At 49.0% G+C, this 17,915-nt stretch carries 13 protein-coding genes; 4 read left to right on the plus strand and 9 right to left on the minus strand.

The genetic code is table 11. The features are described from left to right. Positions 1–59: 59 nt before the first annotated feature. The 6 genes from BK127_RS29985 to cls all read right to left on the minus strand — a co-directional run bounded on the left by BK127_RS29985 (position 60) and on the right by cls (position 6,815). Positions 60–1,265, minus strand: a complete 1,206-nt coding sequence (locus BK127_RS29985) for a class I SAM-dependent methyltransferase (protein ID WP_076235855.1) — start codon at positions 1,263–1,265, stop codon at positions 60–62. 106 nt (positions 1,266–1,371) lie between these two features. Then, positions 1,372–2,622 (minus strand): PQQ-dependent sugar dehydrogenase, encoded by a 1,251-nt coding sequence (locus BK127_RS29990; protein WP_076235791.1) that lies wholly within the window; start codon positions 2,620–2,622, stop codon positions 1,372–1,374. 76 nt (positions 2,623–2,698) lie between these two features. Continuing rightward, positions 2,699–3,838 (minus strand): glycoside hydrolase family 88 protein, encoded by a 1,140-nt coding sequence (locus BK127_RS29995; RefSeq protein WP_076235792.1) that lies wholly within the window; start codon positions 3,836–3,838, stop codon positions 2,699–2,701. 162 nt (positions 3,839–4,000) lie between these two features. Continuing rightward, on the minus strand, positions 4,001–4,465 hold the full coding sequence (locus BK127_RS30000; RefSeq protein ID WP_076235793.1) for a Dps family protein: 465 nt from the start codon (positions 4,463–4,465) through the stop codon (positions 4,001–4,003). Between the two features lie 115 nt (positions 4,466–4,580). Then, the gene (locus tag BK127_RS30005; protein WP_076235794.1) at positions 4,581–5,240 is read right to left on the minus strand and encodes a serine/threonine protein kinase; all 660 of its coding nucleotides are present in this window, start codon (positions 5,238–5,240) and stop codon (positions 4,581–4,583) included. Positions 5,241–5,327: 87 nt separating this feature from the next. Beyond that, positions 5,328–6,815 carry a cardiolipin synthase gene (gene cls, locus BK127_RS30010; RefSeq protein ID WP_076235795.1) on the minus strand — a complete coding sequence of 496 codons (1,488 nt, stop codon included), beginning with the start codon at positions 6,813–6,815 and terminating at the stop codon, positions 5,328–5,330. Positions 6,816–7,069: 254 nt separating this feature from the next. On the opposite strand from cls, the gene BK127_RS30015 reads away from it, so the two are divergent. Further along, a complete protein-coding gene (locus BK127_RS30015; RefSeq protein ID WP_076235796.1) occupies positions 7,070–10,918 on the plus strand; it encodes a S8 family serine peptidase in 3,849 nt (1,282 codons plus the stop codon). Between the two features lie 149 nt (positions 10,919–11,067). Here the strand turns inward: BK127_RS30015 and BK127_RS30020 are convergent, their stop codons facing one another. Then, positions 11,068–12,210 (minus strand): glycerate kinase family protein, encoded by a 1,143-nt coding sequence (locus BK127_RS30020; RefSeq protein WP_076235797.1) that lies wholly within the window; start codon positions 12,208–12,210, stop codon positions 11,068–11,070. A gap of 181 nt (positions 12,211–12,391) precedes the next feature. Between BK127_RS30020 and BK127_RS30025 the strand changes: the two genes are divergently transcribed. Beyond that, positions 12,392–13,489, plus strand: a complete 1,098-nt coding sequence (locus BK127_RS30025) for a CdaR family transcriptional regulator (protein ID WP_076235798.1) — start codon at positions 12,392–12,394, stop codon at positions 13,487–13,489. Between the two features lie 94 nt (positions 13,490–13,583). On the opposite strand, the gene BK127_RS30030 is transcribed toward BK127_RS30025, so the two are convergent. Together BK127_RS30030 and BK127_RS30035 are read right to left on the minus strand one after the other, a co-directional pair. After that, positions 13,584–15,236, minus strand: a complete 1,653-nt coding sequence (locus BK127_RS30030) for a glutamine--tRNA ligase/YqeY domain fusion protein (RefSeq protein WP_076235856.1) — start codon at positions 15,234–15,236, stop codon at positions 13,584–13,586. 88 nt (positions 15,237–15,324) lie between these two features. After that, positions 15,325–15,930 carry a histidine phosphatase family protein gene (locus BK127_RS30035; RefSeq protein ID WP_076235799.1) on the minus strand — a complete coding sequence of 202 codons (606 nt, stop codon included), beginning with the start codon at positions 15,928–15,930 and terminating at the stop codon, positions 15,325–15,327. Between the two features lie 190 nt (positions 15,931–16,120). Between BK127_RS30035 and BK127_RS30040 the strand changes: the two genes are divergently transcribed. Both BK127_RS30040 and BK127_RS30045 read left to right on the plus strand, forming a co-directional pair. Further along, positions 16,121–17,074, plus strand: a complete 954-nt coding sequence (locus BK127_RS30040; RefSeq protein WP_076235800.1) for a carbohydrate ABC transporter permease — start codon at positions 16,121–16,123, stop codon at positions 17,072–17,074. A gap of 4 nt (positions 17,075–17,078) precedes the next feature. Then, positions 17,079–17,909 (plus strand): carbohydrate ABC transporter permease, encoded by an 831-nt coding sequence (locus BK127_RS30045; protein ID WP_076235801.1) that lies wholly within the window; start codon positions 17,079–17,081, stop codon positions 17,907–17,909. The last annotated feature ends 6 nt before the right edge of the window (positions 17,910–17,915 follow it).

Below are 17,915 nucleotides of genomic sequence, written 5' to 3' on the forward strand. Positions count from 1 at the left end.
TAACCAGAGCCTCTTTGTCGTAAATTTTCACATGCTCGTTCCTAATAAATGGTTAAAAGTTACTCCGCCATGTTACCTGCGACAGCTAACAATGGCTGCAGTTCCTTGCTCATCGCTTTTTCCAGATAAGGCTCTGCGCTTAACAGGCTGCGGAATTCCATATAGCTTCGAGCTGCTGCAGCCAGTTCATCGGCCTTCGGTGCGGCTGCTTTGACTGCGCGGATCAATATATTTTTAGGCGTATGCTCCATATCGATAAACTCAAGCAGCTGTGTTTTATAACCCAGCAGGTCCAGCAGGCTGGCACGAATCGCGTCGGTTGCAAGCGCTGAGAATCGTTCCTTCAGGATACCATGCTGCAGAAGCGGAGCTAGTACTTGAGCCTCCACCTGTCGAAACAATTCATGCTGACAGCAAGGCACCGATAAAATAACACCAGCCTGCCAGCGGATGGCTTTCTCCAGCGCAGCATCGGTAGCCGTATCGCAGGCATGCAAGGTGACGACCATATCCACTTGCTCCAACCCGTCATACTGAGCGATATCTCCAACGAGAAACTGGAGGCCCTCATAGCCAAAGCGTTCAGCTAAATCGCTGCAATGACGGATGACATCCTCTTTGAGATCCAGTCCGATAACGCGAAGATCGAAGCCCTGTATCTCCTTCAGGTAGTGGTACAGCGCAAAGGTCAAATAGGATTTTCCGCAGCCGAAATCAATGATGTTCAATGTTCGGTCTGTTGGCAGATGTGGAACAATATCAGCGATCAGCTCGACAAATCGGTTAATTTGCCGAAATTTATCGTACTTGGGTGCAAGCACCTTACCTGAGGCATTCATGATCCCAAGCTCGATTAGAAATGGCACAGGCGTGCCTTCCTCCAGTAAATAATTTTTTTTGCGATTGTGGGTAAGCTCGGCAGCTTGCTTCTTCGTGGGCGGCTTGGTCAAGATACCCAGCTTGCCCTTCTTGCTGATCAGCACCTGATAATCGGCATCCTTAGTCTGAAGCAGCCCCTGCCGAAATGCTTCTGACAGCAATCGTTGAATCTGAGCGGCTGCAGCATCGGGCCGCATGTTGTCATGCAGCACTTTATTACCACAATAGGAGCTGAACTGATACTGCAGCTCTCCTTTTAAAATGAGCGGCTTCACCATCACCTTGCTGCAATCGGAGAGATTATTCGGACGAGGCTGACTAAAGGTACCTTGAATCAGCGATTGCTTGGTTATGACCTCGTCAACAAGTGTTTCCATGGATAACATATATATCATTTCTCCGTTCATTCTGTTCTTCCATACTTTCGGTCCTTTAAAATTCACTCGCTGTATATCCGACCGTCTATTCAAACTTAACCGCTGTTGAATCCGACTAGAAGTTGGGCTTCAACCGGATGATTTGGTCATCAGCAGCACCTGGGGTACCGCGCCCGTCGCGGTTGTTCGTCATGATATAGATCGAGCCATCTGGGCCCTCCATCACATTGCGTATGCGGCCCAGCTCATTCTTGAGCAGGGGCTCCAGCTGTTGAATCGATTGCTGGTCACTGCCCAGTACGACCCGCAGCAGCTGAGCTCCACGCAGGTTGGCTGCGAGCAGATTCCCTTTCCAGGGTCCCTTGGTAACAAAAGTAATACCGGATGGCGCCCAGGTTTCATTCCCGCTGTGCACAAGAGGCAGCTTGAGTGTTCCCGGACCCAGCTTGCTCTTGTCCTTATCCGCTACCTCAGATTCATCGCCCTCAATAAGTGGCCACCCGTAATTCGCTCCGGGATCAATCAAATTAAATTCGTCATGGGCCGACTGCCCGTGCTCTGTGCTGAACAGCTTGCCTGTCACCGGATGCCAGGCCAAGCCTTGCGGGTTCCGATGTCCCAATGAATACACGGGAGAATCGGGAAACGGATTATCCCGGGGGATAGTGCCATCTGGATGGATGCGCAATATTTTTCCGCCCAATTGGCTTAGATCCTGAGCAATCGAGGATTGACCGGCGTCCCCGCTGGTGATGTACAGCATACCGTCCGGGCCTATTTTGACTCGCCCACCATCGTGCGTTCTGGCACCAGGCAGCTTGTCGATAATAACTTTATCGAGCTGCAGTCGATTGTTGCTTTCGATCATGCGCAGCACCTGATTGCGGGTTCCTCCTCCTTCTTCGTAGGTATGGTAGACGTACATAGCATGATTAGTCGCGAAGTCCTTGTCCAGCACCAGTCCGAGCAATCCCGACTCGCCTTCCTGAAGAAAAGGCTTCTCGAACCGATAAACAGGCTGTTCCATGAGCTTTCCCTTATCGATGACTCGGATAATGCCTCCGCGTTCCGTAAAGAAAATTCGGCCATCCGGTGCGATATCCATATCCCAAGGCACATTCAGCTTCGAAGCAAATACCTCTTGTGTATAGGGAATTCCCGTATTCACAGCTCCAGTTTGCCCTTGTTTGGGTTGCGATGTAGTGGAACCCGTTCCTGCTGCAGGCACCGACACTGATGGGGCCGTCACGGCAGGCGGTTGGGATTGCGTATCGATGGAGGCTCCACTGCAGCCCGTTATCAATGTAAGCACCATAGAAATCGCTGCAGTGATCATCCATTCGTTCAAGCTATTGATTCCGCTCATGTTTCATCATCCCTCCTATATGCCAGGAATAAAAACGTTGGAGGCAGCAAAGTCCATACCGACCTCCGTCTCCCATTTACCAGAACAGGTCACGGTGCCCAGCCAGCCGTGCTACGCCCTCAGCAAAATAATAGTCGCCGTAGATAAGTGGCACGTTGACATTTTTCCCTTCCGGGAAATGTGAGGTACCTTGAACAATAAGTCCTTCTTCCGTTTCCGAATCCCATGCTCCATAATTCACATACAAGGAGTGAAGGATGCGCTCCCCAGCCTTACGGTAAAGTGCCGATTCCTGACCGCTCACCTGATCGCTAAGCAGCAGCAAACCGCAGGCCGCGCAAGCGCCAGCAGAAGTATCGCGGTAAGCAGGCACACCCTCCGGCAAGCGGAAATCCCAATGAGGTACATGGTCTTCCGGCAAGTTGGCCAGGAAGAAATGCGCCGCACGTTTGGCCGCATTCAAGTAATTCTCGTCAGCCGTATACTGATAGCTCAAGCTCATGCCGTAAATCGCCCAAGCCGTGCCGCGCGACCACCCTGAATCTGGTGCATAACCTTGTCCACCTTTTACTCCCAGCTTCTCTCCGGTTTCCGGATCAAATATGACGATATGATTCACCGATCCATCCGGGCGAATGAAATGCTCGAGCGCCATATTGGCGTGACGTACCGCCACATGCTTATAGCGGGGGTCACCTGTGACCGCTGCTGCCCAATGCAGCAGAGGCAGGTTCATCATGCAGTCGATGATCGCCCATCCGGCATTCTGCTCACCTTCACGCCATGGATTCCAGGCACGTATATAATTACCTTGAACGTTAAAACGGGCTGCGAGCAGATTGGCTGCAAGCAGGGCACGGCGTTTGGAATCCTCTGCACCAAGCAGCTTGTAGCGGGCCAGACTTGTAAGTGTCCACATGAAGCCTATATCATGATCAAGCTTGTAATAATCAGTCACTACTTGATCCAACTGCCGCTCGCAGGACTCGGCCAGCTGTTTTAAAGCCTCATCCTTCGTATCGCGGTAAACAAGCCACAGCAGCCCCGGCCAGAATCCAGCCGTCCACCAGGAAGCGGGCTCCAGCTTATACACACCATCCACACTTGCATGCGGAAATCCGTCTCCAATCCGGCTGCTCGTTCGCTTCACCTTATTAACTGTCTGGTTCCAGGCTTCCTTTACCCAATCCGGTTGCTGGTGCTCCGTTGCTGTCATCTTGCTTCCACTCCCTGTTTTATCTATGATTTAGTTCCATTGTAAACGCTGCTCCGATCAATCGCAAACACTTCACTTACTTATCGTTAGCGCATGAACAAGCAAAAAGAGCACTGCCGCAGCAGTGCTCCTTCTATTATTTTACCGTTAATCGTGTCGTTATTAGGAGTTGCCCAGAAAAGCCTCCAGCATCCACGTATGTTTCTCCAGACTGGCATGAATCGAGAGCAGTAAATCTCCGGTCGTTTCGTCACCGGCCTTCTCTGCGATTTCCATCCCTTCCTTCAACTGATCGTTGATCAAATTGAAGTCAGCTACAACTGCGCGGACCATATCTTCAGCCTTCTCGGTGCCCTGTGCCTCTTTGATATCGGATTCCTTCAAGAATCCCGCCATTGTGGCCAGCGGCTGACCGTGTAAGGTTAGCAAACGCTCTGCGATCGCATCAAAATGCAGCGTCGTTTCATTATATAGCTCTTCCAGTTTAATATGCAGAGTGAAAAAGTTAGGTCCTTTAACGTACCAATGGAAATTGTGCAATTTGATATACAGCACACCAAAGTTCGCCACCTGATGATTCAATACTTTTTCCAATTGACTAGCTGGAGCTTTTACTGCATTAGCCATAATTGCCACTCTCCTCAAATAGTTTATGTACATTTCTGAACTGACTCTCTCTTCTTATATAACCTTTAAAATCTCATCTGAAACGCTTATGCTAGTATCTCCTATTTTCTCGTCGCTATGTGTCTTTTCCCGAGCCCGTTCGAAAGCGGCTGCTCTTGCCCAGCCAACGATAGCTTTTTCTGATCATATTGAGAAGATGCTCCGGTATAGGAAGCTTATGAAACACAGGGAAATAAAACCGATTATAGGCGGTCTTGACATCATCCCACATCGTACAGGGATCCTCCTTCAAAAAATCCGATACATCGACGACTTTACCTCGACCGTGGTCCAGCATCACATTTTTACCATGAACATCATGTGGATGTAAGCCACGTTCGCGGGCATAATCCAGCGCTGAATCGATATCCCTGATGGCCTGCTTCGGAATATGGATACCGCGCAGCAGACAGTTATAAAAGGTGAAGCCTCTTAGACGCTTCAATACCAAATAACGATCCCCCACGTGAAGGCACTCTGAGTATGCAGGATGCGAGCCCAGCCTGCGATATACCTCTGCCTCTTCCTCAATCCCCGGACGACCGGGTGCATATACCTTAACAACCCATTCTTCAAAATCAGGATGTCTCACAACCGCTGCATAATTGCCCGCACCCAGCAGCACCCAGGGAGGCGGAACCTGACGGACTACGATAGGATTTAATGGGTCCACACTTTCAATACGTATGTGCGGTACTAGTCCCCGCTCTACCTGCTCAATCAATTCCTCCAACATGGGCGGCGATTCCTCCCTCTTAGTGATCCTGACCAATAATGTTTTATCCATTCCCTTATTATTCCTTTTCATTAGCATATCAAAATTTCACAAAATCGGCGACAGCAATCTGGCAACCGATTCTGCAGCACGAAGCAGCTTATTTCGACAATCATAGCTTTCACAAGTCATCAAGGTACAGTCCTGCATATCCCGTTCGAACGTTACCTCGAGCCTTGAGGCCACATCCGTTCCGTACAGGAAAGCCGTTATTTCAAAATTGAGCTCAAAGCTGCGGTTATCCATATTGGCTGTTCCCACTGCGGCCGCTTCTCCATCCACAACTATCGTTTTGGCATGCAGAAAGCCTTTTTCATACATATAGCATTTGGCGCCCGCTCTCAGCAAGTCACCAATATGCGCATAGGATGCCCACTGGACCAGTCGATGGTCTCCTTTTTTGGGAATCATAATCCGCACATCAATACCCGACAGTGCTGCAATTCGCAGTGCATTCAGCATACCCTCATCCGGAACAAAATAAGGTGTTTGCACATAAATTCGTTTTTTCGCCTGAAAGATCATCTTGATATAGCCGTTCTTGATCTGCTGCTTATCTGAATTGGGACCGCTGGAGACAACCTGAACCGCAGTACGTGCCACGTCCCTCATCTCCGGGAACAGCACCGGCTCGAAGGAGAGCGTCTGATTGGAAGCAACATCCCAGTCGCGCATGAATTGAATTTGCAGACGATGCACCGCATCCCCGTATATCATCAAATGGGTGTCCCGCCAGTAACCTATTTTTTTGTTCAAGCCCAAATATTCATCTCCGATATTAAAACCGCCGATAAAACCGATCTTTCCATCCATAATCGCAATTTTACGATGGTTCCGGTAGTTGAATCGAAAGTTCAGGTACGGAATTTTGGAAGGAAAAAAAGAATATACACTCCCGCCTGCTTCCCTCAGTGGTAACAGCAGCTTGCGACTGATGTCAAGCGATCCGATATCGTCATATAGCAGCCGTACCTCCACGCCTTCCTTCGCTTTGCGTGTTAATGCTTCAATCAACCGTCGTCCGGTATCGTCATTGCCCACTTTATAATAGAGCAGATGGATATGCTGCTGTGCCTGATCAATTTTGTCCAGCAGCATCTCAAATTTACGTTTGCCATCGGTCAGCAGCGTGACCTCATTGTTCTGGGTCAATGGCGAAACACTGCTCAACAGATTCATATAAATTAAATGACGGAAGTTCGACACCACAGGATCATGGTACACATACGTTTCATTTTCAATGGCTACCCTCTGGTCCTCCAATTCCTCCCGAACCCAGCGCTCCATCCTCGGTTTCAGCCTGTACACCTTTTGGCGCGCAAGGTTTTGTCCAATAAAAATATAAATAATACAGCCAATCAACGGCAGCAGCAGCAGCAGCATGAGCCACGCCCAGGTAACGCCCACGTTGCGTCTTTCCAGAAAAATAATGACCGCAGCAAATAACAGGTTAATGACAGGAATCCAGTTATTAATAAATTTCCATACAGGAACGACCCAATCGTCTATAAATGGCAACCACCGCACCCCCATCATTGGTCTTATCCAACTCTATACTTCTAAAGATACCATACCTGATGTGGGAAAACGAAAGCTGACGATCTGGTGCGACGCACAAAAACTTTGAGCATGCATAGCAACCTCCTTCGAACTGCAATAAGTAGCCACGATTCGACTATTTTCAGCTTATTTGGGCACTGATGCAGGATTCCATTGTCATCTATAGAAATTACCTATATATACCTTTATTTGTAAGGTAAAACTTACAGTTTAGCCTAGGAGGCGTTATTTTGAAGAAGATCATAAATGTCGCGTTATCGGCACTACTGTTGTTGGGCATTTGGAGCATCCCACCTGTTCATGCTCAATCGTATGATACAGAGACGACTCCCAGCTTGGCATGGGCTGCAGACAGCACGACAGCACAATCATACCTAAGATCATCAAGCGATTTGAATGCCAACTCCATGTATACTGCCGTCACCGATAAAGCAGCAATGCTGCCCGACCAAGTACTCGTGAAGTATAAAAAAGGAAGCCCATCTGCCCATTCTCCTTCCCAGGCATCACCGCAGATTTCGACTCAATCCATGGAAACCGATGCCAGTATCGGTGCGGTCAGACTAGAACTGCCTACAGGCTCTAATGTATGGCAGACGATCAAAGAGCTGCATAGCAACCCTGATGTGGAATATGCGCAGCCCGTGTACGTGTATAGGCTATCAGCACCCAGCGTCTCTTCCGCTGTATATGCGAATGATCTGCTGTCCCAGCAGTGGGGCATCAAGGCATCCCATCTTGACCCGCTTTGGGAAATGGTTTCGGAAGAGAAGCGCAAAAACATTATAATTGCCATTGTCGACTCCGGGGTAGATTTGAACCACCCCGATCTTAAAGACAGCCTTGAACGGGGAGCTAACTTCGTTAACCCATCCCTCCCGACAGCGAACGCGAATGACGATAACGGTCATGGCACTCATGTAGCAGGAATTGCTGCTGCCATTACGAACAACGGCATTGGAATTGCAGGAGTTGCCGGCGGTGTCCGCATCCTTCCGATTAAAGTAACCAATGCCAAGGGTACAGGCAACTCCCGTTCGATTGGACTGGGCATTATCGAAGCTGCCGATCGCGGAGCCAGTGTTATTAATTTAAGCCTGGGCGGCGATAGCATCGATCCTTATTTGCAGGATGCCATTCAGTATGCACAGAAAAAAGGTGCGGTTGTCGTTGCTGCCTCCGGTAATGAAAGTAATCATGCAACTGGTGTTCATGCTCCAGTCGCTTATCCGGCTGCTTATCCTGGTGTAATCAGTGTCGGTGCGATTGATGAACCTGAAACTGACGATATTACGAATAACAACACAGGAGCCTATAGGTATGCATACTTCACCAATACAGGTCCCGAGCTTAAGGTTGTCGCATCAGGTGTAAACATATACAGCACAGTGCCCGGTGGAGCCAACGATATGAAAAGCGGTACCTCCATGGCAACTCCCTATGTCACCGGCTTAGCAGCTATGCTGAAGGCAGCCAATCCCAAGCTGAATGCAGATCAAATTCAAACCATTATTATAAACACCGCAACCGACTTGGGTGTGCCCGGCAGGGATGATATTTATGGAAATGGCCTGATTGATGGTGTGCGTGCGTTCACTACACCACGACTTGAACTGAAGTACCTGCAGCCATCACAGCCTACTGTGGCTACGAGTACGTATACGTATATGCCTGTTACCATTAATGCTACCGATTACAATGGTAGTGTGAATGCTACGATTCAATCTGCCTCGGCAGGCAGCGTATTGTTGAAAGTAAACCAATATGATTCAAGTACCGGGCAATGGACTCCAGCTATACCTTCGCTTGACCGCGAGGTTTCGCTATCTGGAGGCACCGCCTTCGTCGGGCTGGAACTGCCACTGAATAATCAATTGTACAGCGTGAACGCCGTGCAGCAAGCAGCAGCAAGCAAGCAGCTGTATGTACCGTCGAGTCCGCTTTATTCCAAAGCCATGCTGCCTTCTGGTGATAGCAGCCTTAAAGCGCTCAGCTTGAATCAGGGGCAAATCGCTTTATCCCCTGCATTTCAGGCAGAACGTGGCTATTATGAAATACCGGATCAGGAGAATTCGGTAACGTCCATTCAGGTCAGTGCAGCCGCAAACTCAACTGCCGCCAAAATCAGCATCAACGGTCAAGCATTAGGTGCAGCAGAAGGCTCAAGCACCGTAACCCTTAAGGAGGGCTACAACTCGATTACGATTACGGTGACAGCGGAAAATCTCACGACCCAAAACTACACCGTGTCCATTTACCGAAAATACTTGCCTTCAAATAACTATATCAGCTCCATCTATTATGATTCTGGGTCTATAACTCCGCAGTTCAGCAGAGATACCCTTAATTACACGCTTTATGTCGATAACTCGGTTAGGAGCATCGGATTTGGAGCGCTATTGGAAAATAAAGCTTCTACCATGGTCATCGACAGCACACCCGTTGCCAGTGGCCTTATAGTCAGGAATACCGTACCGTTCCAGGTCGGAAGCAACTCACGTCAAGTTAAAGTGATAGCTCCTGACGGTACGATACGTGTCTATACATTTAATATTATCCGATTGAGTGGATCTTTAGGCAGTACGCTGAAAAGCGTCGTGCTGGACAGCGGGATTCCGATCAGTCCTTCGTTTAATCCAGAGCAGACCAGCTACCAGGCTGTGGTTAGTTCAATTGCAACCCAAATTACCGTCAACCTGGAGCCGATGGTCTCCACAGCTACGGTGAAATTGAACGATACGGTAATGGCTGCAGGCAATTCGGGGGTTGTCCAATTGAATTCCGGCGATACGTCATTCACAGCTACCGTAAACGCGGTGACTGGCGATACCAAAACCTATACGTTCTCCTTGATTCGACCTGTAGCGACAAACACAGGTGTAGCCGGTGGTGGTGGCGGCGGTGGCGGTGGATTTGGCATAATCCCTACAACGGGTGGAACAACTACTACTACCGACACGAGTGCATCTGCTGTCGTTGTAGTGAAGGCTCCCAATGAGCAATTGAAAAAGGAGCTGGAGTCTTCAGCGTCTACCCAAGTCACGATTGATGCCAAAACATCTAATACGGGTACTGGGCTGAAGATTGAATTTGATGCCTCTATCCTGATGCTCGCCGCCGAAAAAAATAAATCGGTCGTTATCGATACTGGACGTCAGTTGTTCGAACTCCCGGCCGGAGCTGTTCCTGCGACTGACGGCAGTGCTGTCGTTACATTCAGTGTACTCCCAACCACGGGGACGACTGCTTTAAGCAAGAAACCGAATCAGGCGAGAGACATTTCTTCGGTCTATGATTTCAGCCTGACCCTCGGTGCTCTGCCGATCCATGTATTTGCCAAGCCAGTCTCCATCCAATGGAAGGTTGACCTTCCTCAGGACGTACAGCTGCCCAAGCTTGGAGTATTTACCTTTAATGAAGCCAAGCAAAGCTGGGATTATGTAGGTGGCAAGGCGGCAGCTGATGGCATCTTTACTTTCTCTACGAATCACTTTTCACAATATGTGATATTGGAAAACAATAAAACGTTCACGGACATGACCACACATTGGGCAAAAAGCGAGGTCGAGCTGCTAGCGTCAAAAACAATTGTAACGGGTATTACCGACCATACATTCGGTCCTGAACAAAAGCTGACCCGTGCCGAATTCGCAGCGCTGCTCGTCAGAACGCTTGGCATTCAAACGTCAAAGGACGCGGGGACGTTCCAGGATGTGAAATCCAGTGACTGGTTCAACGATGTGGTCTATCAGGCTTATGGCGCCGGAATCATTGAAGGTCTGGATCCTACGACCTTTGCACCTAACCAGCTCATTTCCCGTGAGCAGATGGCGGTGATGATCATAAGAGCCTACAGCAGGGGAGCAGGTAAACCAGTGAGTGAAATCACTACTACACAGGAGGTCAAGTTCACCGACGACAACCAAACTGGCAGTTGGGCGCGAAGCAGTGTTCAACTTGCTAGTGGCGTGGGTCTTTTGAGTGGATTTCCAGATGGTACGTTTAAACCTTCAGACACAGCCAGTCGTGCTGAAGCCGCAGTTGTTATCAAGCGTCTGCTGGATTTAACAGGCAAATAATCAGTAATTAAGTCCCCACTATACACAATGCAATATTGAGATATAAAATAACCTCCAAATCCCACTATCATAGTGGTTTTGGAGGTTATTTTTACTTATTATGGAAACCCTAACCTCGTTGTATAGATGAGGCATGAAACGTAGGGCTGCTAATCCTTTTGTGCAGATGCATGGAAGGTACGAACCACCTGCTCTGCAGTTAGCTCCAGCAATTCAGACGCGCGGCTCATGGCTTCCTGCAGGGTCATGGGTCCGGTCACGATACTGTGAACGCTCGTAATACCGACCTCATACAAAGCCTCGATCCCCCGGCCTACCGAGCCCGCCAGACAAATGGTCGGAACACCTAATTTGTGCGCTTCCTGCGCGATACCCATGGGTGTTTTCCCTGAAGCTGTCTGAAAATCAATTTGCCCCTCGCCGGTAATAACCAAATCAGCGGCTTGTAAATGGTCTCGCAGATGCGAGTATTCGATGACAATATCGATACCCCGTTTAATCGAGGCAGGAAAAAACGCAAGGAATGCGCCGCTAATGCCGCCAGCCGCTCCGGCTCCAGGCAGCTGATGCACACGCTTGCCCGTTTTGATTGCAATGATATCCGCCCATGCCGTCAGATTCAGCTCCAGCTGCTCCACCATTTCAGGGCTGGCGCCTTTTTGTGGTCCGAATACACGCGAGGCACCGTCCGGCCCGATAAACGGATTTTGCACATCAGATGCGATCAGAAAACGAGATTCAGCTATTCTTGGGTCCCAATTGCTATCATCGATCGAGGCAATCCGGTCCAGAGTACCGCCACCATAGCCTACAGAATTGCCTTCTGAGTCCAACAGCCGCATGCCAAGAGCCTGCAGCATTCCGGCACCACCATCATTCGTAGCGCTGCCTCCAAGCGCCAACAGAAAGCTGCGGCATCCGGCATTTAGGGCATGACGAATCAACTCACCTGTACCATAAGTTGTCGCCAGAAGCGGGTTGCGCTCCTCTGATGGGATCAGATAAAGCCCGGAGGCTGTCGCCATTTCGATGACAGCCGTTTGATCCGGCTCCAATAATCCATACGCGGCAGTCACGGGAGCTCCGAGCGGTCCTGTTACCGTGGCTGACAATTTGACACCTCCGGCAGCGGCAATAAGGCAATCCAGTGTGCCTTCCCCACCATCAGCTACAGGTACGAGGATGGTTTGTGCATGCGGCATATATCGTTTGATGCCACGTTCTATCGCTTGGGCCGCGTTACTCGCACTAATGCTGCCTTTGAACGAATCGGGGGCAATAATAATTTTCATGGGATGATCCACCTTCCTACAGGTTTATTCGTCTATAATACATATATGGAGTACAACAATTCTGATTTCAGCTTACTGCTTTCATTCTCATTATAAAGGATGGGAAACTAGAAATATTCAGTTACAAACGATAAAAAAAGTTTCATATCCAGGCTTTTTTTTGTGCATAGGAGGTTGGACGTTGCTAACTCGTGAAATGGCTGAGCATATTGTCCGGGAGACAATGGAACGGCTGCATCGTAACATCAATATTATGGATACGGATGGGCGAATTATCGCTTCTGGCGACCTGTCAAGGCTGGGAGAGCGGCATATGGGAGCTATTGAGGCCATTCGCTCCGGCAAACCGTTATTGATTAATGAAGCGAATAAAGAGCTATGGAAGGGCAGCCAGTGCGGGATTAATATACCTGTTTGGTTTCACCAGCATATCGTTGGGGTTATCGGCATTACAGGACAAGCGGATGAGGTTTCCGAGCTTGGAGCATTGGTCAAAATGACGACAGAGTTGATGCTGAATCAAGCCTTCCTGCTGTCCGAGAAGGAATGGCGCAACCGCACGAAGGAAATTGTAATTGAGACGTTAATCCAGGCTGATTTTGATGCCCATAAAGTGGACGAGCGCTTGCAACTGCTGCGCCTACAGCTGCAACCACCATTTACTGTGATTATCGTGCGAACGGAGCTTACCTTGTCCTATAATGACCCACTTGCCGCAGCCATCGAGGATCGGCTTGGTGGCACACAAACACTGGTTGGCGTATTGGACACGCATCGGCTGTTTATTCTACTCTCTGCGATGAATGAAACCCGCATGAATGCCATGCTGGAAAGGCTCTCTACCGAATTGAAGCCGTCCAGACAGCAGATTCAAATCGGCTGTTCTTTGCAAGTATCCGAGCTTGCTGCTGTTCACATCGCTTATCAGGAAGCAGAGGCGGCGCTGAGGCATGGCAGTCCTGCGGCTCCGTGGAATAACTACGCGGGAATGGAGCCACAAACCATTGTTCACACTTCTGATGCTGACGTGAAACAAAGGTTCGTGAACCGGATTTTCCCCGATATATCCGAGCAATCGGTACGAACGCTCCAGGTTTTTTTTGATTGCAATTTGAATATCCAGGAAGCCGCACAAGCCTTATTCGTGCACCGAAACACATTGATCTATCGGCTCAAACGGATCAAAGAGCTGACCGGATACGACCCACAGAACTTTCAGGACGCCACGGCGCTCCAAATGGCGATATGGATTTATGATGCAAAGAAAACAGAGGAATAAAATATTTATCATAAAAAAAACCGACGATCACCCGTTAAGGGACCGTCGGTTCATATTCATACCTATACGCCAGCTGAATCTGGCTTCACTCAACCTAAACGACAAATGAGCTTTTGAGCGATACAATCCGGTTAAACACAGGCTTGCCCGGTTCAGAACGTTTGGTATCGACGTTGAAGTAGCCATGGCGGAAAAATTGGAATTTGTCCTGAGGCTGCGCTGAGCTCATATTGGACTCTACAAAGCCTTGGAGCACTTCCAGAGAATTCGGATTAATATGCTCCATGAACGAGTCACTGTCGCCTTTTTCCTCATCCAAAATAAGCGGCTCATACAGACGAAATTCAGCAGGCAGCGCCTGACTGGCTTCGACCCAATGAATCGTCCCCTTGACCTTACGTCCGGTAAACCCGCTGCCGCTCTTGGTCTCGATATCGTAGGTGCAGTGAATTTCTGTCACATTGCCCTGCTCATCCTTAACAAAATCGTGGCATTTGATAAAATAAGCATTTTTCAGGCGCACTTCATTGCCGGGAAACAGCCGGAAATATTTGTTGGGCGGCGTCTCCATAAAGTCGTCCTGCTCGATATAGATTTCCCTTGAGAACGGAATCTCGCGATTGCCCATCTCCGGATTCTCCGAATTGTTTTCCGCCTCCAGCATCTCGACCTGACCTTCCGGGTAGTTCGTGATGATCACCTTCAGAGGACGCAGCACAGCCATCGTTCTTGGTGATTTGAGCTTCAAATCCTCACGTATAAAATGCTCCAGCATCCGCTCATCTACCGTACTGTTGCTTTTGGCTACGCCCGCCTCGCGCACAAAGCTGCGAATCGCCTCAGGTGTATAGCCCTTGCGGCGCAGACCGCTAATGGTAGGCATCCGCGGATCGTCCCAGCCGTCCACAATCTTTTCATCGACCAGCTGCTTCAGAAATCTTTTGCTCATAACGGTATTTGTGATATTAAGCCGCGCGAATTCATACTGCTTCGGTTGATGCTCCATTTCGCATTCCGCAATGACCCAATCATAGAACGGACGTTGATCCTCAAATTCCAGCGTACAGATCGAATGAGTCACACCCTCAATCGCATCCTCGAGTGGATGTGCAAAAGCATACATCGGGTAAATGCACCAGGTATCCCCCGTATTGTGATGGGTTGTGTGGGAAATCCGGTATAGCGCAGGGTCTCGCAAATTGATGTTAGGCGAGCTCATGTCGATTTTGGCACGCAAAATTTTATCGCCGTCCTTGAACTCACCGCTCCGCATACGTGCAAACAGATCGAGGTTCTCATCCACACTGCGATCACGATGCGGACTGTTTTGGCCCGGCTGTGTCAAGCTTCCGCGGGTTAAACGGATTTCCTCCGCCGATTGGTCGTCGATATATGCCTTTCCTTTACGGATCAGCAGCACGGCCCGCTCATACATTTCTTCAAAATAATCGGAAGCAAAAAACAACCCGTCCCACTCAAAGCCGAGCCAGCGGACATCCTCCTTGATCGCTTCCACATATTCAGTATCCTCTTTAAGAGGATTCGTATCGTCAAAACGAAGGTTCGTGCGACCCTTGAAATCGTCAGCCAGCTCAAAATTAAGGCAGATCGATTTGGCATGTCCAATGTGTAAATAACCGTTCGGCTCCGGCGGAAAACGTGTCACGACATGGTTGACTTTACCGGATTGTAAGTCGTCAATGACAATGTTTTTAATAAAATGGGATGAAACAGACGGATTCTCCAATACAATCAACCTTTCTCATGCAGTAGTTTAGTTTTATACCCTATCATACACAAAAACGCTGAGAAATATAATGCTTGAATCTATGAATCTATGAATTTATTGGGGAAATCTGTTGATTGGCAGGCCATAAGCGACTTACGGCCACCAACTGCTGCTGTTCATCCAAGGTCATTTTATAAATATCAGGCATCGAGGTCTGCTTCCAAAATGCCAATCCATAAGCTTCTTTGTCCCAATGACTCATCAGGATCGTCATAATGTTCCCGTGGGTACCGATGGCAATTCGCTTCCCCTGATGACGATCAAGCACGCGCTGCAAGGATTCCATTCCCCGCCGCTGTGCCTCATGATTCGATTCCCCGCCAGGAAGCGCATAATCAGGATCGGTGAAGGCACGCTCTATAGCAGCCATAAAATCCTGATCCTCGATAACGTGATCCAGACTCGCCAGCGGTCGCTCACGCAAATTTTCTTCCAGCTCAATCGTCAAGCCAAGCTTCGCCGCAGCACCCTCCACTGTTTGAACGGCGCGTGTGTACGGACTGGACACTACAGCCTCCAACTGCTCCTGCACCAAAATTTCAGTTACACACTCCGCAGCCGCCATGCCATCGGGTGACAATTCACGCAGCCGCTCATTTTCGAGGGAAAAGGGTGACTTGGCGTGCCGCACCCAATAAATCGTCGTATTCATAAGGGGGTCTCCTCTCGTATTCAACCTCAGCTGAAATAAGTGCTTTTGATTACTATTTATTATAAAGATGAAAAGATATTTAACAAAGCGAAAAAGATTTTGGATTCCAGATAAAGGGAATTACCTCTATAGTAACTACATACCCAAACTGTTCATCACACATCAAAGCTTACTGAAAGAGAGGAACCTGATGAGTACCGATTCCACCTACACTGACAAGCTGCCGACCAACGCGGCAAACCAGCGCTTGCAACATCGAAAGAAACGGCCTCGCACCTATTGGATGCCCTATTTACTGATTGCCCCTGCTGTACTGCTCATTATGGGCTTTCTGTTTTACCCGATGGCGAATGTATTTTATTACAGCTTTCAGAATTTTAACCCAGCCAAGCCTTACTATAATGGCTTTATCGGCTTGGACAATTTCAAGGCCATCTTCACTACCGATGAGCTGTTCGCTTCGAGCCTGCTCATATCTTTTAAATGGGTGACCATCGAGGTCGTATTTCAACTCCTGTTCGGATTGCTGATTGCCCTGCTGCTGACGCAGACCTTTGCCATGCGCGGACTGTTCCGTTCCATCGCAATCATGCCTTGGGCAGTCTCCGGGGTCATTACCTCCACCATGTGGTCGCTGCTGTTCAACGAGCATATGGGACTGATTAACAGCCTGTTTATGAAGCTTGGGTTCATTGATAAGAACTTTGCCTGGCTGGCCGATATCAATACCGTGTTCCCGGCGATTATTATTACCGAGCTGTGGCGGGGAATCCCCTTCTTCACGATCACGATGCTGGCCGCATTGCAGACAATTCCTCAGGATTTGTACGAGTCGGCAACTGTCGATGGTGCTGGGAGATGGAAGTCGTTCATCCACATTACGATTCCTTTTCTCAAAAATTCAATTATCCTCTCCACGCTTCTGCGTGCGGTCTGGGAATTTAACAATGTCGATTTGATCTTCACGATGACAGGCGGCGGTCCGGCTAATGCAACAACAACACTGACCATGTATGTGGCCAATCAGGCGATAGTTGCGCAAAACTTCGGATACGGTTCTGCACTGACCGTCATCAGCTTTCTTATTCTGCTTGTGTTTGCTATGGGTTATCTGAAATTGAGTCGTTTTGGCAAGGAGGGCTAGACAGATGCTGAAAAGCTTGGACCGTTTATTCGTATTAAGACTGCCACTGCTCGCAGCGATGGCATTCACCTTATTCCCTCTCTATTGGGCTGTAGTCACCTCCCTGAAACAGGAGGGCGAAATCACCCGTTTGCCGATCCGTTATTGGCCGGAGCATGTTACCTTTGAAAATTATTTCGTCGCCTGGAACAATGTCGGCTTCTCGGTTTTTTTCAAAAACAGCGTGTTCGTCTCAGCCATGACCGTCATCATTGTGCTGATCTGCTCAGTACTGGTAGGCTACGCGATCAGCCGGTTTACGTTCAAGGGCAAGGGTGCCTTTATGATCATGCTGCTCTGTACACAATTTGTGCCTGGCGCAATGCTGCTCATTCCATTATTCATGATTTTCAAGCAGCTCGGGCTGACAAGCAGCCTGTTCGCTCTCATTATTACGTACAGCACGTTCCAGCTTCCGTTCAATTCGCTGCTCATGAGCGGGTTTATCAGTAATATTCCAGAAGCGTTGGAGGAAGCGGCAATGGTAGATGGCTGCAGCCGGTTAAAAGCGATCTTCCTCGTGATCTTCCCCATCCTGCTGCCGGGTATTGTAGCCACGACCGTGTTCACCTTCATCAGTGCCTGGAACGAGTTTCTGTTCGCTCTGATGTTTATCAGCAAGCCTGCCTTGTTCACACTGCCAGTCGGTTTAAGGTATATGCAGGGCGAATTCGATATCCACTACGGCGCACTTGCAGCCGGAAGCTTGATTTCTTTACTGCCTGCCGTCATTTTGTTCGCTTTTGTACAAAAATATCTCGTTCAGGGCATGGGCTCTGGTGCCGTCAAAGGTTAAGCTTGA

The sequence above is a fragment of the Paenibacillus sp. FSL H7-0331 genome (assembly GCF_001956045.1).